Consider the following 23,335-nt stretch of genomic DNA (forward strand, 5'->3'; position numbering starts at 1 on the left):
CTGCACAATCAATCATCATGGAACTGAATGATCTGGCCGCCTTCGTTTCCGTCGCCCGCGCCCGCGGCTTTCGCGACGCGGCGCGCGTGAGCGGCGTGTCGGCGTCGAGTCTGAGCGTCGCGGTGCGGCGCCTCGAAACGAAACTCGGGCTGCGGCTCCTGAACCGCACCACGCGCAGCGTCGCGCCGACCGAAGCCGGGCTGCGTCTGATCGAGAAGCTGACGCCGCTGTTCGGCGAAATGGAAGCGGCGCTCGACGTGCTGAACGGCTTTCGCGACAAGCCGACCGGCACATTGAAGCTCAACGTGCCGTCGAGCGTCGCGCGCATCGTGCTGCCCGACGTGCTTGCGCGCTTTCTGAAGCAGTACCCGGATATTCGCGTCGAAGTGGTGGTCGAGGATGGCTTCGTCGACGTGCTATCGATCGGGTGCGATGCGGGCATTCGCTACGATGAACGCCTCGAGCAGGACATGATCGCGGTGCCGATCGGCGCGCGCGTGCAGCGCTTCGCGACCGCCGCGGCGCCCGCGTATCTCGACGCGCACGGCCGTCCGCACCATCCCGGCGAATTGCTCGCGCATGCCTGCCTGCGCGGGCAATTCGCCAGCGGCGCGATGCCGACCTGGTACTTCGAGCGCGACGGCGAGCTGCTGCAATTGAATCCGACAGGACCGCTGCTGGTGCGGCCCGGCGCCGCAATCGACCTCGCGGTCAACGGCGCGGTCGCGGGCCTCGGCATCATTCACCTGTTCGAAGACATGCTGCGCCCGCATCTGGACAGCGGCGCGCTCGAAGCGATTCTCGAACCGTGGTGGCAGCGCTTTTCAGGGCCTTTTCTTTACTATCCGGGCCATCGTCATGTGCCCGCGCCGCTGCGCGCGTTCGTCGATTTCCTGAAGGCCGACTCAGCAAGTGTCCCAGACGATGACGTGGCACGGCGTTGATGTCATCACACGACGGTGAACGCGGCGACGCGTGCCATATCAGCATCGTGGCGCGCAGAGCTGCGCGATCGTGGTCAGAAAGAGATCCGCGCCGATCGGCTTCAGCAGACATGCGCTGCAGTAATGCGCATCGCTGTCCGAAGGCGGCACCGCGGTATGGACCAGAATCGGTACGTTGACGGATAACGGCATCGATTTCAAACGGCGGCATAACTCCGCGCCGTCCATGACCGGCATCATCCAGTCCGTAACAATCAGGTCGGGAACGTGAGCGACGACACAAGCGAGTGCTTCGGCGCCATTGCTCGCGCAACTCACCTCATACCCTGCGCTCTCCAGAATCAACCGCCATGCGGCTAGAATTTCCGGTTCGTCGTCGACCAGCAATATCGAATACATCATGTTTTGCGGACAAAATTTGCCTTCTCGTCTGATCAGAGTCCCGCAAGAGATGTTCCACGAACGGCAATTGCGCGGATAATGACGCGGGTTGCCGGCGCGCATCGGGTCGCCTGGCCGATCGGCAGCGAAACAGGTTTGCGGTGCACGCGCAAATCGAGGCGTTCGAACCGTTCGCGCGTTGTATGTTGTAGAAACTCCATTCCGGTATCCATCATGACCGACAGACGCGTGAGCCCGCTGCGCAACTTCGCCAACTTCATCCGCGCGGAACGGGGCGGCCTGACGCGGCAATGGATGCATGCCGTCTCCGCCGACGCCGATCTCGTCGAAGCGGACAAGCTCACTTATCGGCAACTGGCCGACCATCTGCCGGATATTCTCGACGAGCTGTGCCGGGCGCTCGATGCAGAAGATCTCGAGCGCGTCGAAACGTCGATCGAACGCGACGCGAAGAAGCACGGCAAGGTCCGTTGGCAGCAGGGCTACCGGATCGAAGAGCTGGTGCGCGAACTGGACCTCTTTCAGCAGGTGCTCTTCGAAGCGCTCGAAGAGTTCGTCGAACGCGACCGGACTTGCACGCGCCGTCACGAGAGCCGCGCGCGCCGCCTGATCGCCGAAGCATTCAGCGTGGTCAGGTATGAGTCGATCAAGGAAGTGGTCGCCGAACGCGATCGCAAGATCGACGAATACACGGGACGGCTCGAACGCGCGAATCACGAATTGACGCTCGAGCAACGGCTGGTCGGCGATCTATATGCATCGCGGATGCAGATCACGCGCAGCGTCGTGCACGATCTGCGCAATTTCCTCAACGCGTTTTCGGTCGCGCTGCAACTGATCGAGCGAGCGCCGTCGAAAGCCGATGCCGCATTGACGCTCGCGAACCGTCAGGCTGCCGATATGAAGCAACTGGTCGACCAGATGGTCGAGTACTCGGTCGTGCTCGGAGACTCCGCGCCGCTCGTGCTCGAAGACGTCGATTTGCGCGAACTCTTCGACGAACTCGTCGCGTCGACGCGACCGTCGATCGAGGCGAAAGGGCTTGCGTTGCGCAGCGCGTTCGACGCGGCGCTGCCGGTCGTCACGTCGAATCGGCTGAAGCTCAAGCAGATCGCGGTCAATCTGTTGACCAACGCGATCAAGTACACGAAGTCGGGGCAAGTCGAAATCCGGTTCGCGATGCATGGCGCCGAACACTGGGCGATTCGCGTCTCCGACACCGGCGTCGGCATTGCGCCCGCCGACGCGGAGCGCGTATTCGATGAGTTCGAGCGCGCGGCCTGCGACGAGATTCCGGGCACGGGGCTCGGGCTCGCGATCGTCAGGGAGCTATGCCGCGTGCTCGATGGGCAGATCGAGTTTGCGTCGCGCGAGGGCGTGGGGACCACGTTCGAGATCCGGTTTCCGCTGCGCCGAACCTTGGCCGCAATGTGATGCGTGGACGAGCGCTTCAACCAAGTCCGAATGTTTTCCTCAAGCTTGAATCGACGGGACCAGCGGGCATAAAGCGGCGTAACTTGCTCAGCAACGACGCCTGTCCGGCAGGCGTGCGACGCATCCGCCAGGCGCCAAGCGCCGCTTCGACAATAGTGTTGGCCACGCCCTCGGGCTCGGGGGCACCTTTGACACTGTTCACGACTGCGCTCATTGCAAGGGCACGCTCGCGGTCATAGTCGGCGATTTTCGAACCCGCCTGGGGCGCATTGATGTCGAGATTGGTCCTGGTAAAAGTCGGTTCGACCAGCGTTGCGCGTATGCCGAACTGGCGCACCTCATGATCGAGGGTTTCGGTCAGCCCTTCCACAGCGTGCTTGGACGCCGAATAGAGTCCCATGTAGGGCGCCGGGAGAAACCCGAGCACCGAACTGACATTGACGATCCTTCCACCGCGTTGTGCCCGCATGTGGGGGAGTACAGCCTGTGTCGCGCGCAGAATGCTGAATACGTTGGTATCGAACAGAGACGAGGCCTCGGCAGTCGACGTTTCCTCGACCGCGCCAATCATGCTCGTTCCTGCATTGTTGACGAGCACGTCGATTCGCCTGGCGCGATCGATGACGGACTGGATTCCAGCCTGGACCGAAGCATCGTTGCGAACATCCATCTCGACAAGCTCGACTCCCGAGATAGGCGCGGCTTTTGCGATGCTGCGCACGGTGCCAAATACGCGGCACCCCCGCCTGGCAAACTTCTCGGCGGCGGCGCGTCCGATACCCGATGACACGCCGCTAACAACGACAACAGTGGAATTCGACATGAACAGCTCCCTTCAGGTGAATTGATGGTGTTTTTTTAACTGTCCGCGTCGAGCGCGTCCTGCAGCGTTTGCTCGGAAGGCTGCACCTGCTCATGCCGATCTTTGCGCAAGCCGGCGATACGCTCGGGTCGAATCTTGAACCAGATCGAATACATCGCCGGCAGGAAGACCAGGGTCAGAATCGTCCCGGCGAACGTGCCGCCGATCAGCGTGTACGCGAGGGTTCCCCAGAACACCGAATGGGTCAGCGGGATGAAAGCGAGGATCGCCGCCATGGCCGTCAGGATCACCGGTCTGGCACGCTGCACGGTAGCTTCGACGACCGCATGGAACGGATCCAGCCCCGCCTGCTCGTTCTGGTGAATCTGTCCGATCAGGATCAGCGTGTTGCGCATCAGGATGCCCGATAGCGCGATGAGACCGACCAGCGCATTGATGCCGAACGGCTGCCTGAACAGGATCAACGTCGGCACCACCCCGATCAAGCCCAGCGGGCTGGTCAGGAACACCATCACCATTGCGGAGATCGAGCGCACCTGGAAGATGATGATGATGAGCGTAACCGCCAGCATGATCGGGAAGAGCGGCAACATGGCTTTCGTCGCTTTAGCCGATTCCTCGATGGAGCCCGCCTCTTCGATACGGTAGCCGGTCGGAAGCCTGGCGATGATGGGTTGAAGCTGCCTGGTGATCGCCGTCGATACGTCCGGCGGCTGAAGGTTGTCGGCGATGTCGCCCCGTACCGTGATCGTCGGCACGCGGTCGCGCCAGCGCATGATTGGTTCCTCCATGCGCACGTCGACCTTGCCCACCTGCGACAGCGGAATGCGTTGCCCGTTCGCGCCAGCCAGCGTGAAGTCGCCGAGCCGGGCCGGGTCGAGACGAACATCGCCGGCCGAACGCGCGATGACCTGCACGGTTCGAATGTCCTCACGCACGGCGGTGACGGGCACGCCGGTTAGCAGGAATTGCAGTTGTTGCGCCACGGCGCTGGATGTCAGCCCCACCGCCTGCAGACGGTCCTGCTGCAACGTGAAGTGCAGCGTGGGCGAGCGCGTACCCCAGTCAGCGTTGACCGTACGCATCATCGGACTGGAGTCCATCACCTGCTCAACTTCTCCCGCAATACCGCGCAGCTTGTCCGGGTCCGGACCAGAGATACGGTAGGCGACCGGGAACGGCGAATACGGACCGAACACGAGTTGCGTGACCCGCACGCGCGCCTCGGAGGCGAGACCGTTGGCGACTGCCTGACGCAGTCGCTGCTTCAATGCGTCGCGCTCATCCTGGCTGTCAGTGCGCACCACGATCTTGGCAAACGACGGATCGGGCAGTTCCGGCCCCATCGCCAGGTAAAAGCGTGGCGCGCCTTGCCCGATGTATGCGGTGACGATCCTGGCTTCCTTCTGCTTCGCGAGCCACGCTTCGACCTTCGTCGTCGCGGCGCTGGTTTGCGAGATCGACGTGCCATAGGGCATCTGCACCTCGACCAGCACTTCGGGACGGTCGGAGATCGGGAAAAACTGTTTTTTGACCACGCCCATGCCGAGGATGGCCAGCACGAAGAGGCCCACGACCGAACCGGCGACCAGCCATTTGCGCGCGATGACGCGCGTGAGCAACTGACGGAAGCGGTTGTAGCGCGGCGTGTCGTAGATCGCGTCGTGACCGCCTTCGACCTTTTTGAAGTCGGGCAGCATCTTCACACCCAGGTAGGGCGTGAAGACCACGGCGACGACCCACGATGCGATCAGTGCGATGCCAACGATCCAGAACATGTTGCTGGTGTATTCGCCGGCCGTGGAGCGCGCGAAACCATTGGGCATGAAGCCGACGGCGGTCACCAGCGTGCCCGCCAGCATCGGCGCGGCCGTATGACTCCACGCGTAGGCGGAGGCGGCGATGCGGCCGTAGCCTTCCTCCATCTTTACCACCATCATTTCGATCGCGATGATCGCGTCGTCCACGAGCAGGCCGAGCGCGAGGATCAGCGATCCGAGCGTGATGCGATCGAAGTTCTTGCCGGTTGCGGCCATCACCACGAACACCACCGCGAGTGTCAGCGGTACGGCCGCGGCAACGACGAGGCCCACCCGCCAGCCCATGCTGACGAAACTCACCAGCATGACCACCAGCAGCGCGACGAAAAACTTGAGCATGAACTCGTCGACCGCCGAATGAATGTTGACGGCTTGATCGGTGACTTTGGTCAGGCTCATGCCTAGCGGCAGCCCGGCGTTGATTGCGCCGACCTCGCTGTCCAGCGCCTTGCCGAGATCGAGCCCGTTCCAGCCGTCGCGCATGACGATGCCCAGCAGCAGTGCAGGTTCGCCGTTGTTGCGGATCATGAACGTCGCCGGATCTTCATAACCACGTGTGACGGTGGCGATGTCCGACAGCTTCAGCGTGCGGCCCTGCGCTACGACCGGCGTGTCGCGGATCTTCTGCAGGTTGTCGAAGGCGCCGTCCAGGCGAATGAACACCTCCGGACCTTTGGTCTCCACGGAGCCGGCCGGCGTCAGGGCATTCTGACCGTTGAGCGCGGCGAACACGTCCTGGGGGCTCACGCCCAGCGTTGCCAGCCGGTCATGTGAGAGCTCGACATAGATCCGCTCCGCCTGCTCACCGATGATGTTGACCTTCTTCACGCCCGGCACGTGCAGCAGCCGTTGGCGCAGCGTCTCGGCATCGCGAACGAGCAGGCGCTGCGGTTCACCCTTCGCCTTCAACGCAAACAGCGCGAAGGTAACATCCGCGTATTCGTCGTTGACCATCGGTCCGATCACGCCGGATGGAAGATTGCCCGCCTCGTCGCTGATTTTTTTCCGGGCCTGGTAGAACTGCTCCTGCACTTCCGACGGCGGCGTGCTGTCGAGCAAGGTCAAGGTCGTGAAGGCCAGCCCAGGCCGTGTGTAGGTCTCGGTCCGGTCGTACCAGCGCAGCTCCTGCATGCGCTTTTCGATCTTCTCGGCGACCTGATCGTGCATTTCCTGCGCCGTGGCTCCCGGCCATGCGGTGATGATGGTCATCACCTTGACCGTGAACGCGGGGTCTTCCGCCCGGCCCAGCTTGAAGAACGAAACGAGCCCTGCCAGAGAAATCAGGCAGATCAGGAACAGGGTGATGGAGCGCTCGCGCACGGCGAGCGCCGACAGGTTGAAACGGCCTTCGCTCACGGACGGGCTCCCTCGGCCGTCATGGCGACGGCTTGACTTGTCACCCGGACCTGCTCGCCTTCGCGCAGCAGCTGCGCGCCGAGCGCGACGATCCGGTCGCCTTGCTTGATCTCACCGGCGACGCGAGCACTATCGTCGTCCAGATGTTCGACAGTAACCGGCCGCCAGGCAACCTTTGCCGGCTCGCCGTTGATGACCCACACCCCCGGTCCCTTGCCCGCGTCAAACAGCGCGCCGATCGGCACCTGCAAACCGCCTTGCACCGCGGAACGCGCGTCCGGAATCTGGACCGTGACGGTGGCGCCTAGTGGGGCGTCGGCCAGCTCTCCCTGCAGCACATACCGCGCTTCAAAGGTCCGGGTACGAGGATCCGCCGTATCCGAAAGCTGGCGCAGCGTCGCCGGCACGCTAACACCGCCGTTGCCGAACAGCGTGGCCTGGGCGACCGAACCGATTGCGGGGCGTAGGGTTTCGGGTAGCTGGATGACAGCCTCGCGGCGCCCGGCGTGCGCCAGGCGCACCACGGGCTGGCCGGCGCTGACGACCTGGCCCGGTTCGGCCAGCGTTTCCATCACGACGCCATCGCCGTCCGCCAGCAGTTCGGCATAGCCAGTCGCGTTGCGCGCAACGTCGGCGTCAGCCTCGGCCGCGCTGAGCTGCGCTTTGGCGGCATCGGCCGCCGCCTTGATCTGGTCGTAGGCCGATGCCGATATCGCGCCGGTGCCGCGTAGGTCGCGGTAGCGCTCTTCGTCCTGCGCGGTCTGCTGCGCCCGTGCTCGCGCGGCGGTGACCGCGTCCTGCCGGGCCTGCGCGGCAAGCCTCAGATCGATGGGGTCGAGGCGCATCAGCAGCTGGCCGCGTTTGACGGTTTGCCCGGCATCCACCAGCCGCTCGAGCACCTTGCCGGAGACGCGAAATCCCAGGTCGCTCTGCACACGCGCGGCAACGGTTCCGGTAAACGAACGGGAGGCGGGGATCGCCGCCCGAGCGATGGCGGTGCGCACCAGGGGCGCTTCGGTGCGCGGATCGGACGGTGCTTTTGCGCCGCAGGCGGCTAGCGCAAGTGCCAGTGCACAGACGACTGTAGAGATAGCAAGACGACGCCGGAGCATGAAAGACCCATTGACGGAGTGATCGGGGCTTTCATTATGGTTATAGTGACCAACTTAGTCAATGGTCACACCCGAGATTTCCATCAAGGCGACAGACTGCGGAGCACGAGACTGGACAGTTGTGCAGGCGCGACCTTGGTGTAATCAAAGCTGTACTGCAGGAGCATTGGGTTCAGGTAGGGGCGCAACACCAGATAGATCGCCATCGCAGTCTCATCGAGGGGTGTTTTGCGCTCGAAGTCCCCGCTTTGCCGACCCTCCTGGAGGACGTCCCGAAGCAGCTTCTGGACGCGCTCTTCATACGCAAGCACCGCCTGCCAGTTCTCCGTGGCCGCCGATGCGGCAATCTCGTAGAGCTTGCGGTCCTGGAAAAACAGACGGAGGCTCGCTTCCGTGAAGACGTTGAACATCCGCCGCAGCTTCTCCGGTGGCAGATCGGTCTGTGCGACGGCCGACCTGACCTCGGTTTCGATCTCGTGCAGGCAGTTCGCGCAAATCATCTCGCCAATGGCCTGCTTGGACTCGAAGAACTTGTAGATGTAGGCCTTGGAAAACCCGATCGCCTTGGCGAGGTCTGAGACCGTCGTTTTCTCGTAGCCATACCGGCTGAAGTGCTCGGTGGCGGCGACAACGATCTGATCCCGTACCTCGTGGTCAGCGGGGCCGCGCGCCGGGATGGGGGAACTGGTGGCTTTTTTCATGGGTATAGCATACAGGAATGGACAACCAGTGACTATTTGGTATTATAGTCACCACCGGAATCTTGCGAAGACGCTCATGCTACCCAAACCCATCCTTGCCGCGGTTATTGCCGCCAGTCTCTCGGCTGGCTGCGCAGTAGGCCCCGATTATGTCCGGCCCAATATAGCCATGCCCGAGCAGTTCCAGGGCCAGGCCGCCGTGGATCACCGGCACGCGGCGGCCAGTGCCGACCTTGTCACGTGGTGGACGGGTTTCGATGATCCTGAACTGACACGATTCGTCACGCTCGCGCTGGAACAGAACCTGGACCTCGCCCAGGCCGCCGCTCGCGTCTCGCAGGCGCGCGCGGGACTTGGCGCGGCGAATGCCGCGCTGCTGCCGTCCGGCACTGTCAGCGGGCAGGCGGCGCGAGTCTACCAGTCGGTTGAAACCCCCTTGGGGCGAGTTCTGAATTCGACGCCCGGTTTCGATCGCTACGGCAATGATTACGAGGCTAATTTCAACGCGAGCTGGGAACTGGATGTGTTTGGTGGCCTGCGTCGCGGGCGGGAAGCGGCACTTGCCGAATACCAGGCTTCGGAAGCCGGTGCGGTGGCCACGCGCCTGGCAGTGGCGGCGCAGACTGGCGATATTTACATCACGATTCGTGGATTGCAGGCCCGTCTGAAGGTTGCCCGACGGCAGGTGCAGACGCAGCAGGATCTGCTTTCGACCATCAACCTCCTGTATAGCAAAGGATTGGCGGCCGACCTTCAGGTGAGCCAGGCCGAAGGTGCGCTGTCCCAGGTTCAGGCATCCGTCCCGGTCCTCGAGGCGGCTCTGGATGCTGCGATGAACGCGCTGGATGTAATGCTGGGTTCACAGCCCGGCACGCATCGAGCCGAACTGGTCGAAGTTGGCGACATCCCGGTCGCCCCGCGGATCGCGGACACAGGATCGCCGGGTGAGTTGCTCAGGCGCCGGCCCGACCTGATCGTGGCCGAGCGTCGCCTCGCCGCATCGAACGCGCGCATCGGCGTGGCCATCGCCGAGTATTACCCCAAGGTGTCGCTTAGTGGACTGCTCGGCAGCGCCACCTCGGTGGCCAGCGGCAACCTGTTCAGTACCGGCGCCAATCAGGCCGCTGGCGTGCTGGGGCTGCGCTGGCGTCTGTTCGATTTCGGCCGCATCAATGCGCAGATCGAGCAGGCCAAGGGGCAGCAGGCGGAAATGCTGGCCGCGTATCGGCTCGCCGCGCTTCATGCAACCGAAGACGTCGAGAACTCATTCTCGGCACTCGTGAAGCGCGAGCAAGAGGCCGCGGTGCTCGCCCAGGGAGTGGATTCGCTCGGTCGCGCTCGAGCCGCCTCGTTCGCAGCCTATCAAAAAGGCGTCGTCAGCCTGATCGAAGTCTTGCAGGCCGACGACAACCTGCTACGCGCTTCGGACGAGCGGGTGCAGGCGCAAACGGAATCCGCACGCGCAGCCGTTGCTGCCTTCAAGGCGCTCGGTGGCGGATGGCAACCTCGCGAATCCGAAGCGGTCGCCTTCAAATAGCAACCCTACGCACCCAACGATTTGCCAGGAGCGTGGATTTTGGCCATCGTTCTTTGCCATATGAGCGCTTTGCCGCATGCCACACAAACGAATGACGCGGGCAGAAAGCCGCGAGCGAACCCGACGGCGCTTGCTCGACGCAGCAGCGTCGAGCATCGCCGAAAAAGGGTTTGCTGCGACTAGCGTGGAGGATATCGCAGCCCAGGCCGGCTATACCCGCGGCGCGTTTTACTCGAACTTCAGCAGCAAGAGCGATCTATTCGTCGAACTGCTCCGTCTCGATCACCAGAACATGCAAGAAAACTTGCAGAACCTGCGAGACGCCGCACCGTCCAGCGAAAACCTGCAAGTGCAGCTCACCTTGTTGTACGCGCAGTGCTATCGCGACGACAACAACTACATCATCTGGGCTGAGGCACGTTTGCATGCCATGCGTGACGCGAAATTCCGACAACATGTGAATGCCTTATGCCTGCAAAAGCGCGACATGATCGCGTACTTCGTTGAGCAGCTATGCAAGCGCCTCAACATACAGTTGCCGGGCCCTTTCGCCGACCACGCGCTCGCCGTTATCGCATTGATCGACGGCATCCTCTACTTCAACATGACGATGCCCAATGATCTGTCGAACGCTTCGGCCGAAGCGATTTTGAGCAACGTTTTGACAAAGATGTTCTGCAATGCACCAGTCCTGACTGAAACATAGTTTGATCTTGCGCCTCCTCCGCAAATACCCGGTCAAGCGATTCAATCCATTAGTTGGTATCAGCCACACACCAGTCAATCAGCGAGGTCGTCGATGAACTGGACCTTGCGTTAGCTGTGGCCGATGGGTCGTTTGTGAGTAAGAAGAGTGCCATCACCCAGGCGCGGCAGCGTCGGCGTGGCGCCACTGGCGGTGGCTGTTTCACGAATCAGCCAGAAACTGGATTGCGCAGAATCAGGACCGATACCTCTTCAAGGGATTCTCGCTGTTCGCGATGAGGCTATCGCCGCATGCGTCTCGACAAGCTGCCGACGATGCAAGCGGCGCGCGGCCTCTACGCATCGCTGGGATTCGAGCCCATCGACGCCTACGTGTTCAATCCGATCCCCGGCGCGATTTTTCTGGAACGCGATCTGACGCGGCCGCGTTCAATGTAATGGCGGTGCAGGCCTGACCCGGCCTGCAGGTATGCACTCGCTCATTGCCCCGTTCTGCTGGCTCAAGCCACGCACGACCACCTCGGACGATTTGCCGTCACGCCGCGCGAGTTCGGCCAGATCGAGCAACGCGGCGTAGCGCGCGGAACAGTCGCTCGCCGCGCCGGCGGCGGGGTTCGCGCGAAGGTCGTCGTTGGCGTCGCCGGCGTCGATGACTGCGTTGACCGCCAGCAACGTCGCCACGACGATCGTCGCGAGCGCGACCGTTTTGCGGAGCGCGCCCCGCGCAGCCCTTTGCGCTCGCGAGTGACGCTCCCCCTCAGCAGATGGTGGACACGAGCCCGCCATTTCGCACATCGCGTCGCACCGCGCGGCGCGACGTGAGCGCCACGATTCTACGCAGGTTCTGATTCTCATCGCCGCGCTCATCGTCAGGCCCAATGCGCCGGCACCCACACGCGCCCGACCCAATGGCCCGGCACCCAGACCACAGCCCGCGGCGCGACATACACGGGACGCGGCGCGACGTAGACGGCCGGCGGCGGGGGCGGCGCCACGACCACCACCGGCGGCGGAACATAGGCCGGCGGAGGCGTCACCACGACCGGCGGCGGCACGTACACGACCGGTGGCGGGACGACGACCGGCGGAGGCGGCGCCACGACCACCACCGGCTTCGGCGCAACGACCACGGTCGTACCGGTCGCCGTCGTGGTCCCGCCCGCGACCACCACGCCGCCTGTTACCACCGTACCGCTCGACGTCACCGTGTGGCCTTGCGTGCCGGTCACGCTCGTCGAAGTCGTCACGACGCCGGGCGCGACCCGCGTCGCGGTGCCTGAGTGATAGACGTTGTTGTTGTCCGGACCCGTCACCGTGCCCGAGCGCGCGCAGGTCGACCCCGCGCAATTCGTCGACGCAGAATGATTGACCGTATTGCCGTTCGACCCGCTGATCGAGCCCGACGACGAATACTGGCCCGGCGCGGTGCGCGTCACGTCGCCGGACGTCGTCGCCGTTTTGCCGTCGGGACCGGTCAGCGTGCCGCTATGCGAGCAGGAGCCGCCCGCGCAGCTGGTGTCGCCCGAGTGCTGCACCGAGTTGCCGTAGCGGCCCGTCGCGGTACCCGAGTTCGAGAACTGGCCGGGCGCCGTGCGCGTGACCGTGCCAGTGTTGCTCGCGACGCCGCCATAGGGGCCGGCCACGCTGCCCGCATGCGAGCAGCTACCGCCGCCGCACGAGCCGTAGTGCGCGCCGTTATAGACGCCGCGCGACGTGTACGCGGTGCCGTGACCCGACCACGCGAACGCCGATGCGCTGCCGAGCGCGAGCACGGCGGCGGCCGCGCCGAACACCGCCTTGCGCAGCGCGCCTCGCGCCATGCTGGCGCAGACCCTGTCGGAACCTGCGAATGAACGATTTTTCACGGTATGTCCTTGCTGGATTCGGGCCACTTGCGTCACTGCCGCGTGGCAACGAACGGACTATAGAAGGACACACCGCGGAAATCATCACGGAACATATGTCGCGCTGTTTCACCGCGACGCGGGCCCGCCAGGCAAGGTTTTGCGGGCATTCGGCGGGAGCCGTGACATATTTCGACATAGTTTGCGAAACAGATGCGGCCGCCGGAATCGACTGCGGCCCCGCCGCTCACTGCCCGACCGGCGTCACCTGCACCGCGGCGGCCGACACGAACGCCGCATGCACGGTGTCGCCGACCTTCACGTCGCTCAAATCGACGTCGGGCGCTGCTTCGAAGGTCTGGGTCTGATACGCGCCGCGCAGCGTCACGAGGCGCTGCTTGCGATCGATCTTCAGCACGGTCGCGAGCACCTCGGTCTGCCGCGCCGACTCGTACCCGCCCGACGCCGGCGCATAGCTCCGCCGGTCGACCCGCTCGCGAATCCCCTTGCCCGCGCTGCTAGCCTTCTCGACCTTGGTGAGCAACGCATTCTTGTACAGCACGTCGACGCGATCGCCGATCTTCAACTGATCGAAACCGGCAACCTGCTGGCTGACGAGCACGATCGCGACGTCGCCATGCGGACCCTTCAATGTCAGCGAACGGGTGCCCGCATCGATGGCGACGATCTCCGCCGTCATATGCACCGGCTGCGCCGCGCTGAGCATCGCTTGCGCGGTGCTCGCCATGTCGTCCTGCGCTCGCGCCGGCGGGGCCGCGGCCACCACCGCGCTGACCAATGCTGCAGCTATCGTCGCTGTTTTCATCCGCGTTCTCCTCGTGCAAGGTATCGATACGGCTTGACGGCCGGTCATGCGCGTCGAGCGCAATCGCTTCGTGCTACGCAGCATTCGTGCCCGGCGTCATGAACTCCGCGCCTACAGGACAACCACGGCCAACAGTATGACGCGAACGATTTGCCGACGTATGCATCGGCATGGCCGCCGACAGCCATCAGAAACGCCATCTCAGTACCGTGCTATCCTATATACCCATAGGGGGTATATGTATGGCACATCTGAGCACACACAAAGACGGCTTATTGAAGCGCGTTCGTCGCATCGCGGGCCAGGTTCAGGCTATCGAGCGTTCACTGGAGTCGGACGCCGATTGCGAAAAAGTCCTGCACCTGGTGGCCGCGACCCGCGGCGCAATGAACGGCCTGCTCGACGAGATCGTCGAGGCGCACGCGCGCGAACATGTCGCGCATCCGGACCTGACGGCCAGCCAGCGCAAGAAGGGAGTTGATGCATTGATCGGCGCAATCCGCCGCTATTCGAAGTAAGTTTGTATGACTGACCATCTGATCCGCAAACACGAGCACTCGTTTCTCGGCAGCTCGCACGACGACAACGCGCGCCGGACCCACTTCGTCGTCGCGCTCACCGTTGTCATGATGATCGGCGAAATCGCGGCCGGTTACGTGACCGGCTCGATGGCGCTGCTCGCCGATGGCTTCCACATGGCGACGCATGCCGGCGCGCTCGGCATTGCCGCGCTCGCGTATGCGTTCGCGAGACGCAACTCGGCAAACCGCGCGTTCAGTTTCGGAACGGGAAAAGTGGGCGAGCTTGCCGGCTTCGCTTCGGCGCTGATTCTCGCGCTGGTGTCGCTTGGCATCGGCATCGAATCGGCGATCCGCCTCGTTCATCCCACCGGTGTCGCGTTCGGGCAGGCCGCGGTGATTGCGGCGATCGGGCTGGTCGTGAACATCGTCAGCGCGCTGCTGTTGTCGGGCGGCCATGCGCACCATGGGCATCACGATCATCACCATCATCACGACCATGCGCATGGGTCCGACAACAACCTGCGCTCGGCCTATGTGCACGTGCTCGCCGATGCGCTGACCTCGGTGCTGGCGATCGTGGCCATGCTGGCCGGCCGCTATCTCGGGTGGGTCTGGACGGACCCGCTGATGGGCATCGTCGGATCGATCGTCATCGCGCGCTGGGCATGGACGCTGATGCACGACACGGCCGGCGTGCTGCTCGACAGAACCGACGAGCACGTGGCCGGCGAAATCCGCGAAATCCTGGATTCGCACGGCGATGCCGAGATCGCCGACCTGCACGTCTGGCAGATCGGCCCGGAGGCGCGAGCGGCGATCGTCAGCGTGCGCACGCATGGCGGCGTTACGGCCGAGACGATTCGCGCGCGGCTCGCGCCGGTGCATGAGGTCATGCATCTGACCGTCGAAGCGGCGTCATAGCGCCTGCGCCCGGCGCAACAAGGCGCGATCAAAACAAAGGGCCGGCGTGTCTCGACGCCGGCCCTTCCGCTTTTTACTATTCAGCTTGCGCGGAGACCCGCCTAGCGCGGGGACCGAAGCTGGCGCTAAACCAGCTCACGCATCACACGCGCTCGATCGCGATCGCGATGCCTTGGCCGACGCCGATACACATCGTGCACAGCGCGAAGCGGCCCTGCGTGCGTTGCAGTTGATACGTCGCGGTCGTCACCAGACGCGCGCCGCTCATGCCGAGCGGGTGGCCGAGCGCAATCGCGCCGCCGTTCGGGTTCACGCGGGGATCGTCGTCGGCGACGCCGAGGGCGCGCAGCACCGCGATACCTTGCGAGGCGAACGCTTCGTTCAGTTCGATCACGTCGAACTGGTCGATCGTCATGCCCAGACGCGCGAGCAGCTTCTGCGTGGCGGGTGCCGGGCCGATGCCCATCACGCGCGGCTCGACGCCGGCGGTGGCCACACCGAGCACGCGGGCGCGCGGCGTGAGGCCGAAGCGCTTCGCGGTCTCTTCATTGGCAAGCAGCAACGCCGCCGCGCCGTCGTTCACGCCCGATGCATTACCGGCCGTAACCGTGCCGTCCGGACGCACGACGCCCTTCAGCTTCGCGAGCGTATCGAGGCTCGTTTCGCGCGGATGCTCGTCCTGCATGACCGTGATCGGATCGCCCTTCTTCTGCGCGATCGTCACGCCGACGATCTCCTGCGCGAGCGTGCCGTCGCGTTGCGCGCGCGCCGCCTTCTGCTGGCTGCGCAGCGCGAATGCGTCCTGGTCGGCGCGGCTGATGTTGTAGTCGGTCGCGACGTTTTCGCCGGTTTCCGGCATCGAGTCGACGCCGTACAGCTTCTTCATCAGCGGATTCACGAAACGCCAGCCGATCGTCGTGTCGTAGACCTCGTTCTGACGCGAGAACGCGCTGGTCGCCTTGGGCATCACGAACGGCGCGCGGCTCATGCTTTCGACGCCACCGGCAATCATCAGCGCGGCCTCGCCCGACTTGATCGCGCGCGCGGCGATGCCGACCGCATCCATGCCCGAGCCGCACAGACGGTTGACCGTCGAGCCCGGCACGTCCTTCGGCAGACCCGCGAGCAGCAGCGACATGCGCGCGACGTTGCGGTTGTCGTCACCGGCCTGGTTCGCGCAGCCGTAGATGAGGTCGTCGATCGCGGTCCAGTCGACGTTCTTGTTGCGCTCCATCAACGCCTTGAGCGGCACCGCGCCCAGGTCGTCGGCGCGCACCGACGACAGCGAACCCGCATAGCGGCCAATGGGGGTGCGAATCGCATCGCACAGGAATGCTTCGGTCATGGGATGTCTCCAGTTGAGATGCTGCGTGCGCTGCGCCTCGGCCGGCTTCGCACCGATGAGGCCGGTTCGATGCGCCGAGGCATCGGCCCTGGGCGTCAACGGCCGCGGACGGGCAACTGCAAAATGGCGGCGGCGTAGCGCGCCGTCACGTCGAAGCAGCTTAGCGCAGGATCGTGAACGATGGGCTTGGGATTGACGACCGATACGGCTGCCGCCCCTTCTTCGCCCGCCTCATGTTCTTTATACGAACACAAGGTCATATATCGAACAAAACAGCCTCGATAATAGGCGGGGGCGCGAAAGCATGTCAAGCACGGCCGCAGCCGTGCCAAGCGACACCAGGGAATACGCGGAGGGGGCGATCTTCAGCGAACTTCGATTCCTTCATCGGCGATGTAGCCGCGAATCACGTCCGCGAAACTGCGCTCGGTCGCGAGCCCGAGCCGTTCGGCGCGCGACGTATCCCACGCGCCGGGCCAGCTGCCGACGATCTTCTCGATGCGCTCGTCGGGCTGCCGCACAATGCGGCTCGCGACCGCCTCGCCCGCGACCTCGCGCAGTGCCGCGATCATCTCGTCGACGCTGACCGACAAGCCAGGCAGGTTCAGCACGCGTTGCTTGCCAAGCGCGGCGCCGTCGAGTTCGAGGCCGGCGATAAGACCCTCGATCGCCTTGCGCGGCGACAGCAACCACAGCCGCGTCGAACCGGCGACCGGACACACGGCCTCCTCGCCATTGAGCGGCTCGCGGACGATGCCGCTCGCGAACGACGACGCCGCCGCATTCGGCCGCCCCGCCCGCACGCTGATGGTCGGCAGCCGCAGCACGCGGCCGTCGACGAAACCGCGCCGCGAATAATCGTTGAGCAGCAGCTCCGCGATCGCCTTCTGCGCGCCGTACGACGACTGCGGATTGAGCGCGGTGTCGTCCCGCACGACTGCAGGCAGATCGCCACCGTAGACCGCGACCGAACTGGTGAACACGACGCGCGGTTGGTGCCCGCGCTGCCGGCAGATTTCGAGCAGCAGCCGCGACGCATCGAGATTGATGCGCATGCCGAGATCGAAGTCCGCCTCGGCCTGGCCGCTGACGATCGCAGCGAGATGAAAGATCACCGAGGTTTGATCGTCGATCACGCGTTCGAGCACACTGCGCTCCGCGATATCGCCGACTTCGGTGCGCACGCGCGCATCGCCGAAATCGTGTGCGCGCACGACGTCGAGCAACACGAGCCCGGTAATCGCTTGCGGTGCGCCGTGCGCATCTTTCAGTGCGCCGCGCGCGAGCAGCTCGCGCGCGAGACGCTGGCCGAGAAAACCGGCACCGCCGGTGATCAGTACTTTCATGGTTACGTGTGCGTCAGTGGTTGTCGGAAAGAGTCAACGCCCCGCATCGAGATAAGGCTTCAGCCAGCCAAGCCCCGCCGAGGTCCCCGCGCGCGGCCGGTATTCGCAGCCGATGTAGCCGTCGTAGCCGAGCGCATCGATCAGATCGAACAGGTACGGGTAGTTCAGCTCACCGATGTCGGGCTCGTGCCGCTCGGGCACACCCGCAACCTGGATGTGACCGATGCCGGCCATATCGCGTTTGAGCTTCGTCGCGAGATCGCCCTCGACGATCTGGCAGTGATAGCAATCGAACTGCACCTTCAGATTCGGCGCGCCGACTTCGGCGCAGATCGCTTGCGCGTCGTCCTGTCGATTCAGGAAATAGCCGGGCATGTCGCGCGTATTGATCGGCTCGATGACGACCGTGATCTGTTCGGCTTGCGCGGCCCGCGCGGCATAGACGAGGTTGTTCAGATACACGTCGCGTTGTGTTTTGCGCTGCGTTTCGCCCGCTTGATCGCCGGCGATCAACCCCGCCATCACATGCAGCTTGCGATTGCCGAGCACGCGCGCGTACTCGAGTGCCCTGTCGATGCCGCGGCGGAAGTCGTCCTCACGGCCCGGCAACGACGCAAGGCCGCGCTCGCCGCCGCTCCAGTCGCCGGGTGGCGCATTGAACAGCGCCTGCGTGAGGCCATGCGCGTCGAGCCGCGCCTTCAGCTCGCCCGGGCGGAACTCGTAGGGAAACAGGAATTCGACCGCGTTGAAGCCGTCGCGCGCGGCGGCGGCGAAGCGATCGAGGAACGCGTGCTCGTTGTACATCATCGACAGATTGGCGGCGAAGCGAGGCATGGCGGCAACTCCTTCAAGACAGTGCAATACGGTGCGCGGCGTTCATCGGCAATGCGCGCTGCTACCAGCGCGCGCCGAACACGGCACGGAGTTCTTCGATCGCGGCGGCGTCGAGCGGCGCGGGCCGCGGATTCGTCATCAGCCACAGGCGCGCGGTCTCCTCGAGTTCTTCGAGCGCATACGACGCGTGCGCGACCGAGCGCTCCCACACTACCGGCCCCAGACGTTCGAGCAACACCGCGCGCACCCGATCGGCCAGCGCAGCGATCTGCGCGGCCACTCGGGGATCACCCGGGCGTTCGTAGCGAATCAGCGGTACGTGGCCCACTTTCATCACGTAGTACGGTGTGATTGGCGGCAGCACGTCCGCTTCGCTCCACACGCCCGCGAGCGTCAACGCGACCAGATGCGTCGAATGGGTATGGACGATGCCGCGCGCCTCGCCGTTGCGCGCATAGATACCGCGATGCAGCGCCAGCGTTTTCGACGGCTTGCCGCCCGACACCGCGTGGCCGTTTGCATCGACCTTCGCGATGTCGGCGGGATCGAGACGGCCGAGGCACGCGTCGGTCGGGGTGATCAGCCAGCCGTCGTCGAGCCGCGCGCTGATGTTGCCGGCGCTGCCGACCGTATAGCCGCGTTGATACAAGCTCGCGCCGACCGCGCAGATTTCCTCGCGCACGCGCGCTTCGGCGCAGGTGTGAAGTGCCGGTGCGTCGCTCATTGCGCGGCTCCGTCGAGATGGCGCAGGGCCTTGTCGAAGAAGTCCGTGGTGCCGAAATTGCCGGATTTCAGCGCGAGTGCGAGCGGCTCGGCGCCGGTCGTCGCCGTGGCCGGCACACCCGGATCGATCTGCGCGCCGATGCGCAGCATGCGCACGTCGAGCGCCTGCACGACGGCGCCCGAAGTCTCGCCGCCCGCGACGACGAACTTGCGCACTCCCCGTTCGCGCAGACCGCGCGCAATCGCCGCCAACGTCTTTTCGACCAGATGCCCGGCCTCGTTGACGCCGAGTTCGCGCTGCACGGCCTGCACTTCGTCGGGCGATGCGGTCGCATAGACCAGCACTGGTTCGGCGTGCACGAAGCGCTGTTGTGCGAACGCGAGCGCTTCGCCGACGACGTCCTCGCCGCGCGCCGCCGCGAGCGGATCGATGCGAAACGCGGGCCGTGTCGCGCACCAGGCGGCGACCTGCGCGTTGGTCGCCGTCGACGCACTGCCCGCGAGCACCGCCGACAAACCTTCTATACGCGGCAATTGCGCAGCATGGGTTTGCTCGCCGAGCAGACCCGCGCGCCGGAAGTTGGCCGGCAAACCAAGCGCGACGCCGGAGCCGCCGGTGATCAGCGCGAGGTCCCCGCAGGCAGCGCCGAGCGTGTGCAAATCGGCGTCGGACACCGCATCGGCAATCGCGATGCGCACGCCGTCGGCGCGCAACGCGGCGAATGCGGCACGCACGGCCGCATCGCCTTGCGCGAGCTGGTCGTAACGCACGAGCCCGACCTTCGATTGCGTTTGCCGCCGCAGCACGCGCACGAGGTTCGCGTCGCGCATCGGCGTCAGCGGATGGTTTTCCATGCCCGACTCGTTGAGCAGCGCATCGCCGACGAACAGATGACCGCGAAAAATCGTGCGGCCGTTCTCGGGAAACGCGGGACACGCGATCGTGAACGACGCGCGCCCAGCGAACTCGGCGGACAGCGCATTCAGCAACGCATCGGTCACCGGGCCGAGGTTGCCCGCATCGGTCGAATCGAAGGTCGAGCAGTACTTGAAGAAGAATTGCCGGCACCCTTGCGCGCGCAGCCAGGCGAGCGCGGCCAGCGATTGCGCGACCGCGTCGGCGGCCGGGATCGTGCGCGACTTCAGCGCGACGACGAGCGCGTCGGCGCCAAGCGCTGCGTTGGAGGTGGGCACGCCGATCGTCTGCACCGTGCGCATGCCCCCGCGCACGAGCATGTTGGCGAGATCGGTGGCGCCGGTGAAATCGTCGGCGATGCAGCCGAGCAGCGCGGGTTTCGTTTGAGCCGTCATGACCTCTCCCTCGCCTATTGCTTCGTCGGCAATTCGATGCCTGGGAAAATCTTCACGACCGCCGAGTCGTCTTCGCCACCGTGGCCCGCCGTCGACGCCATCATGAACATCTGATGCGCTGCCGCCGACAGCGGCAGCGGAAACTTCGTGCGACGCGCGGTATCGAGCACGAGGCCGAGGTCCTTGACGAAAATATCGACCGCCGACAGCGGCGTGTAGTCGCCCGCGAGAATATGCGGCACGCGGTTCTCGAACATCCACGAATTGCCCGCGCTATGCGTGATCACGTCGTACAGCGCGTCCGGGTCGACACCTTCGCGCAGGCCGAGCGCCATTGCCTCGGCGGCCACCGCGATATGCACGCCGGCCAGCAGCTGGTTGATGATCTTCACCTTCGAGCCTGCGCCATGCGTGGCGCCAAGCCGATACACGTTGCCGGCGATCGCGGCGAGCACGTCTTCGCACGCGGCATAAGCGGCCGCGGGACCGGACGTCATCATCGTCATCTCGCCCGACGCCGCGCGCGCCGCGCCGCCCGACACCGGCGCATCGAGCATCTGCAGACCAGCCGCCTCGACGCGCCTGCCGAGATCGCTCGCGAACTCCGGCGCGACCGTGGCACTCGCGATCACGACGCCGCCCGGCTTCATGGCCGCGAGCGCGCCGTGCTCACCGAACAGCACGGCCTCGGTTTGCGCCGCATTCACGACCAGCGTGATCACGACCTCGCACTGCGCGCCGAGCTCCGCGGGCGTCGCACAGCCGATGCCCCCTTCATCGACGAACGCCTGCAGCGCGTCGCGCCGCAAGTCGCACGCGTGGACCCTGAAGCCCGCGCGCAACAGCGAGCGCGCGACGCCGAGCCCCATGGCCCCCAAGCCGATGACACCGACATTTCTCGACATGCATGACCTCTATGGATAGGTGCTGCATTCGTGGGTTCGCGCGCGTCGGAATCACCGCGCGCCTTCGGCGCGTCAGACGATGCCCGCCTCGGCAAGCCGCCGCGCCGCGTTGTACAGATGCGTCTGCGCCGCGTTGCGCGCCGCCATCGGATCGCCGGCGCGAATCGCCGCGGCGATCGTCGCGTGCTCCTCGCGCACCTGCCGCGAGAAGTCCTCGCGCAGCGCCTCGTTGCGGCGCGTGACGACCGTGCCCGCTTCGAGGTACTGATTGAGGAACGTCAGCGTCTTCAGGAAATACGGATTGCCCGTAGCCGCCGCGATCGCGCGATGAAACGCGACGTCTTCGGCAACGCCGTCTTCGCCATTGCCGACCGCGCGCTCGATGCGCGCGAGCGCGGCGTCGATCGCGGCCATGTCGGCATCGCTGCGGCGCATCGCGGCTTCCGACGCGACCTCCGCCTCGATCGCGCGACGCAGCGCGAGGATCTGCACGACCGAGCCCGGCTCCACGGCTTCCGCGTAGTCGATTCGCAGCGGGCGGATCGCGCCGTGCCCGGCGACGAACACGCCACTGCCCTGGCGCGGCTCGACCACCCCCTCGTTCTTCAGTCGCGACAGCGCCTCGCGAATCACCGTGCGGCTTACGCCGAACTGTTGCGCGAGCACGGCTTCGGTCGGCAGCCTGGCGCCGCGCGCAAAGGTGCCCTTGTCGATCTGCTTCAGCAGTTGCTGCGCGACGGTGTCGCTCAAAGCGCGCGCGGGAATCTTGTCGAACATGGCGGATCGGTTGGACCGGGTGTCTCGAACTAGTCAGGTTATCGGGTCATCATACAAATTTGGAGTGGGAAATCGCATCCACGCAAACCCTGGGGTTTTTGCACGAATCGGCGTTATTTGGCGAAATAGAAGGCTTAAGCTATCGTCTCGCCTTTGCGCCGCAACGCAAAACGCGTCGCCGCATCGAAACGAACGCGCGTCGCGCGTCCTTCGCGCGCACTCTTCCGAACCCACGATCAAGGTCCATGAGCAAAGCCCTGCCGCCGTCTTCCGTCGCGCCCGCCAACGCCGAACCAGCCCCGGAGAAACCGGGCGACTCGTACGTGCAGTCGTTCGCGCGCGGCCTCGCGGTCATCCGCGCGTTCGACGCGACGCGGCCTGAACAGACGCTCACCGACGTCGCCGCGGCGACTGGCCTCACGCGCGCCGGCGCGCGCCGGATCCTGCTGACGCTGCAAACACTCGGCTATGTGGAAGCCGAGGGACGCCTGTTTCGTCTGACGCCGAAGATTCTCGACCTCGGCTTCGCGTATCTGACCTCGATGCCGTTCTGGAATCTCGCCGAACCGGTGATGGAAAGCCTGTCGGCGCAGGTGCACGAAAGCTGCTCCGCGGCCGTGCTCGATCGCACCGAGATCGTCTACGTGCTGCGCGTGCCGACTCACAAGATCATGACGATCAACCTGTCGATCGGCAGCCGCCTGCCCGCGTACTGCACGTCGATGGGCCGCGTGCTGCTTGCCTCGCTCGACGACGAGACGCTCGACGCGACGCTGAACTCGACGCCGCTCTACGCGCACACGCCGCGCACCGTCACCGACAAGCAAGAGTTGAAGAAGCTGATCGAGCAGGTGCGTCGTCAGGGGTGGGCGATCGTCGATCAGGAACTCGAAGGCGGCTTGATTTCGCTGTCCGCGCCGATTCGCAATCGCCAGGGCCGCGTGATCGCCGCGATGAACATCAGCGGCAACGCACAGCGCAATTCGGCCAAACAGATGGTGAAGGCGTTCCTGGAACCGCTGCAGCGAGCCGCGCAGACAGTCTCGGAGATGGTCGCGCGGCGCGGCTAATGAACGCTTCGTGGCTCTGGCCGCGCGGTGATGAGCAGCCGGGCGCGCACGCCTCGTGCGCGCCGCGGCGTGTGCATC

General features: G+C 64.9%; 23 protein-coding genes. 8 read left to right on the forward strand and 15 right to left on the reverse strand.

Going from position 1 to position 23,335, the window contains the following annotated elements; genetic code table 11:
- The first annotated feature begins 17 nt into the window (after positions 1–17).
- Complete coding sequence (locus tag OKW35_RS44870; RefSeq protein WP_429555420.1) at positions 18–944, forward strand: LysR family transcriptional regulator; 927 nt, start codon at positions 18–20, stop codon at positions 942–944.
- A 39-nt stretch (positions 945–983) separates the two neighbouring features.
- On the opposite strand, the gene OKW35_RS44875 is transcribed toward OKW35_RS44870, so the two are convergent.
- Positions 984–1,448 carry a response regulator gene (locus OKW35_RS44875; RefSeq protein ID WP_244145179.1) on the reverse strand — a complete coding sequence of 155 codons (465 nt, stop codon included), beginning with the start codon at positions 1,446–1,448 and terminating at the stop codon, positions 984–986.
- 111 nt (positions 1,449–1,559) lie between these two features.
- On the opposite strand from OKW35_RS44875, the gene OKW35_RS44880 reads away from it, so the two are divergent.
- Positions 1,560–2,780, forward strand: a complete 1,221-nt coding sequence (locus OKW35_RS44880; RefSeq protein WP_184060689.1) for a sensor histidine kinase — start codon at positions 1,560–1,562, stop codon at positions 2,778–2,780.
- A 16-nt stretch (positions 2,781–2,796) separates the two neighbouring features.
- Here OKW35_RS44880 and OKW35_RS44885 read toward each other — a convergent pair whose 3' ends face one another.
- The 4 genes from OKW35_RS44885 to OKW35_RS44900 form a co-directional block, all read right to left on the reverse strand.
- Entirely contained in the window at positions 2,797–3,603 is an 807-nt protein-coding gene (locus tag OKW35_RS44885) for an oxidoreductase (protein ID WP_429555421.1), read from the reverse strand.
- A gap of 35 nt (positions 3,604–3,638) precedes the next feature.
- The gene (locus OKW35_RS44890; protein ID WP_429555422.1) at positions 3,639–6,779 is read right to left on the reverse strand and encodes an efflux RND transporter permease subunit; all 3,141 of its coding nucleotides are present in this window, start codon (positions 6,777–6,779) and stop codon (positions 3,639–3,641) included.
- Positions 6,776–7,891 carry an efflux RND transporter periplasmic adaptor subunit gene (locus OKW35_RS44895; RefSeq protein WP_429555423.1) on the reverse strand — a complete coding sequence of 372 codons (1,116 nt, stop codon included), beginning with the start codon at positions 7,889–7,891 and terminating at the stop codon, positions 6,776–6,778. The genes OKW35_RS44890 and OKW35_RS44895 overlap by 4 nt, the downstream gene beginning before the upstream one ends.
- An 83-nt stretch (positions 7,892–7,974) precedes the next feature.
- The gene (locus OKW35_RS44900) at positions 7,975–8,592 is read right to left on the reverse strand and encodes a TetR/AcrR family transcriptional regulator (RefSeq protein WP_429555424.1); all 618 of its coding nucleotides are present in this window, start codon (positions 8,590–8,592) and stop codon (positions 7,975–7,977) included.
- Between the two features lie 76 nt (positions 8,593–8,668).
- Here OKW35_RS44900 and OKW35_RS44905 point away from each other — a divergent pair, with 76 nt between their 5' ends.
- The 3 genes from OKW35_RS44905 (at position 8,669) to OKW35_RS44915 (ending at position 11,272) form a co-directional block, all read left to right on the forward strand.
- Positions 8,669–10,129 (forward strand): efflux transporter outer membrane subunit, encoded by a 1,461-nt coding sequence (locus OKW35_RS44905; RefSeq protein ID WP_429555425.1) that lies wholly within the window; start codon positions 8,669–8,671, stop codon positions 10,127–10,129.
- 91 nt (positions 10,130–10,220) lie between these two features.
- Positions 10,221–10,835 carry a TetR/AcrR family transcriptional regulator gene (locus OKW35_RS44910; RefSeq protein WP_429555426.1) on the forward strand — a complete coding sequence of 205 codons (615 nt, stop codon included), beginning with the start codon at positions 10,221–10,223 and terminating at the stop codon, positions 10,833–10,835.
- 290 nt (positions 10,836–11,125) lie between these two features.
- A complete protein-coding gene (locus OKW35_RS44915) occupies positions 11,126–11,272 on the forward strand; it encodes a hypothetical protein (protein ID WP_429555427.1) in 147 nt (48 codons plus the stop codon).
- Here the strand turns inward: OKW35_RS44915 and OKW35_RS44920 are convergent.
- The 3 genes from OKW35_RS44920 to OKW35_RS44930 all read right to left on the reverse strand — a co-directional run bounded on the left by OKW35_RS44920 (position 11,264) and on the right by OKW35_RS44930 (position 13,504).
- Positions 11,264–11,515, reverse strand: coding sequence for a hypothetical protein (locus tag OKW35_RS44920; protein WP_429354136.1), 252 nt, complete (start codon positions 11,513–11,515; stop codon positions 11,264–11,266). The two genes, OKW35_RS44915 and OKW35_RS44920, sit on opposite strands and share 9 nt — an antisense overlap.
- Positions 11,516–11,703: 188 nt before the next feature.
- Complete coding sequence (locus OKW35_RS44925) at positions 11,704–12,654, reverse strand: hypothetical protein (protein ID WP_429555879.1); 951 nt, start codon at positions 12,652–12,654, stop codon at positions 11,704–11,706.
- Between the two features lie 271 nt (positions 12,655–12,925).
- Positions 12,926–13,504 (reverse strand): hypothetical protein, encoded by a 579-nt coding sequence (locus OKW35_RS44930; protein ID WP_429555428.1) that lies wholly within the window; start codon positions 13,502–13,504, stop codon positions 12,926–12,928.
- A gap of 170 nt (positions 13,505–13,674) precedes the next feature.
- Between OKW35_RS44930 and OKW35_RS44935 the strand changes: the two genes are divergently transcribed.
- Both OKW35_RS44935 and dmeF read left to right on the forward strand, forming a co-directional pair.
- Complete coding sequence (locus tag OKW35_RS44935) at positions 13,675–14,022, forward strand: metal/formaldehyde-sensitive transcriptional repressor (RefSeq protein WP_429466037.1); 348 nt, start codon at positions 13,675–13,677, stop codon at positions 14,020–14,022.
- Between the two features lie 6 nt (positions 14,023–14,028).
- A complete protein-coding gene (dmeF, locus tag OKW35_RS44940; RefSeq protein WP_429555429.1) occupies positions 14,029–14,946 on the forward strand; it encodes a CDF family Co(II)/Ni(II) efflux transporter DmeF in 918 nt (305 codons plus the stop codon).
- Positions 14,947–15,088: 142 nt separating this feature from the next.
- Here the strand turns inward: dmeF and pcaF are convergent, their stop codons facing one another.
- From pcaF to OKW35_RS44975, 7 genes are all read right to left on the reverse strand, one after another.
- Positions 15,089–16,291 (reverse strand): 3-oxoadipyl-CoA thiolase, encoded by a 1,203-nt coding sequence (gene pcaF, locus OKW35_RS44945; RefSeq protein WP_429403472.1) that lies wholly within the window; start codon positions 16,289–16,291, stop codon positions 15,089–15,091.
- 365 nt (positions 16,292–16,656) lie between these two features.
- Complete coding sequence (gene denD, locus OKW35_RS44950) at positions 16,657–17,637, reverse strand: D-erythronate dehydrogenase (RefSeq protein ID WP_429555430.1); 981 nt, start codon at positions 17,635–17,637, stop codon at positions 16,657–16,659.
- A gap of 33 nt (positions 17,638–17,670) precedes the next feature.
- Entirely contained in the window at positions 17,671–18,471 is an 801-nt protein-coding gene (gene otnI, locus OKW35_RS44955) for a 2-oxo-tetronate isomerase (protein ID WP_429555431.1), read from the reverse strand.
- Positions 18,472–18,532: 61 nt separating this feature from the next.
- Positions 18,533–19,195, reverse strand: coding sequence for an aldolase (locus OKW35_RS44960; RefSeq protein ID WP_429403475.1), 663 nt, complete (start codon positions 19,193–19,195; stop codon positions 18,533–18,535).
- The gene (otnK, locus tag OKW35_RS44965; RefSeq protein WP_429555432.1) at positions 19,192–20,505 is read right to left on the reverse strand and encodes a 3-oxo-tetronate kinase; all 1,314 of its coding nucleotides are present in this window, start codon (positions 20,503–20,505) and stop codon (positions 19,192–19,194) included. Before otnK ends, OKW35_RS44960 begins: the two co-directional genes overlap by 4 nt.
- Positions 20,506–20,519: 14 nt before the next feature.
- Entirely contained in the window at positions 20,520–21,410 is an 891-nt protein-coding gene (gene ltnD / locus OKW35_RS44970) for an L-threonate dehydrogenase (protein ID WP_429555433.1), read from the reverse strand.
- A gap of 72 nt (positions 21,411–21,482) precedes the next feature.
- Complete coding sequence (locus OKW35_RS44975) at positions 21,483–22,187, reverse strand: FadR/GntR family transcriptional regulator (RefSeq protein ID WP_429555434.1); 705 nt, start codon at positions 22,185–22,187, stop codon at positions 21,483–21,485.
- A gap of 245 nt (positions 22,188–22,432) precedes the next feature.
- Between OKW35_RS44975 and OKW35_RS44980 the strand changes: the two genes are divergently transcribed.
- The gene (locus tag OKW35_RS44980; protein ID WP_018424811.1) at positions 22,433–23,257 is read left to right on the forward strand and encodes an IclR family transcriptional regulator; all 825 of its coding nucleotides are present in this window, start codon (positions 22,433–22,435) and stop codon (positions 23,255–23,257) included.
- Positions 23,258–23,335 lie beyond the last annotated feature (78 nt).

The sequence above is a fragment of the Paraburkholderia sp. MM5477-R1 genome (genome assembly GCF_050436385.1).
Classification (GTDB): domain Bacteria; phylum Pseudomonadota; class Gammaproteobacteria; order Burkholderiales; family Burkholderiaceae; genus Paraburkholderia; species Paraburkholderia tuberum.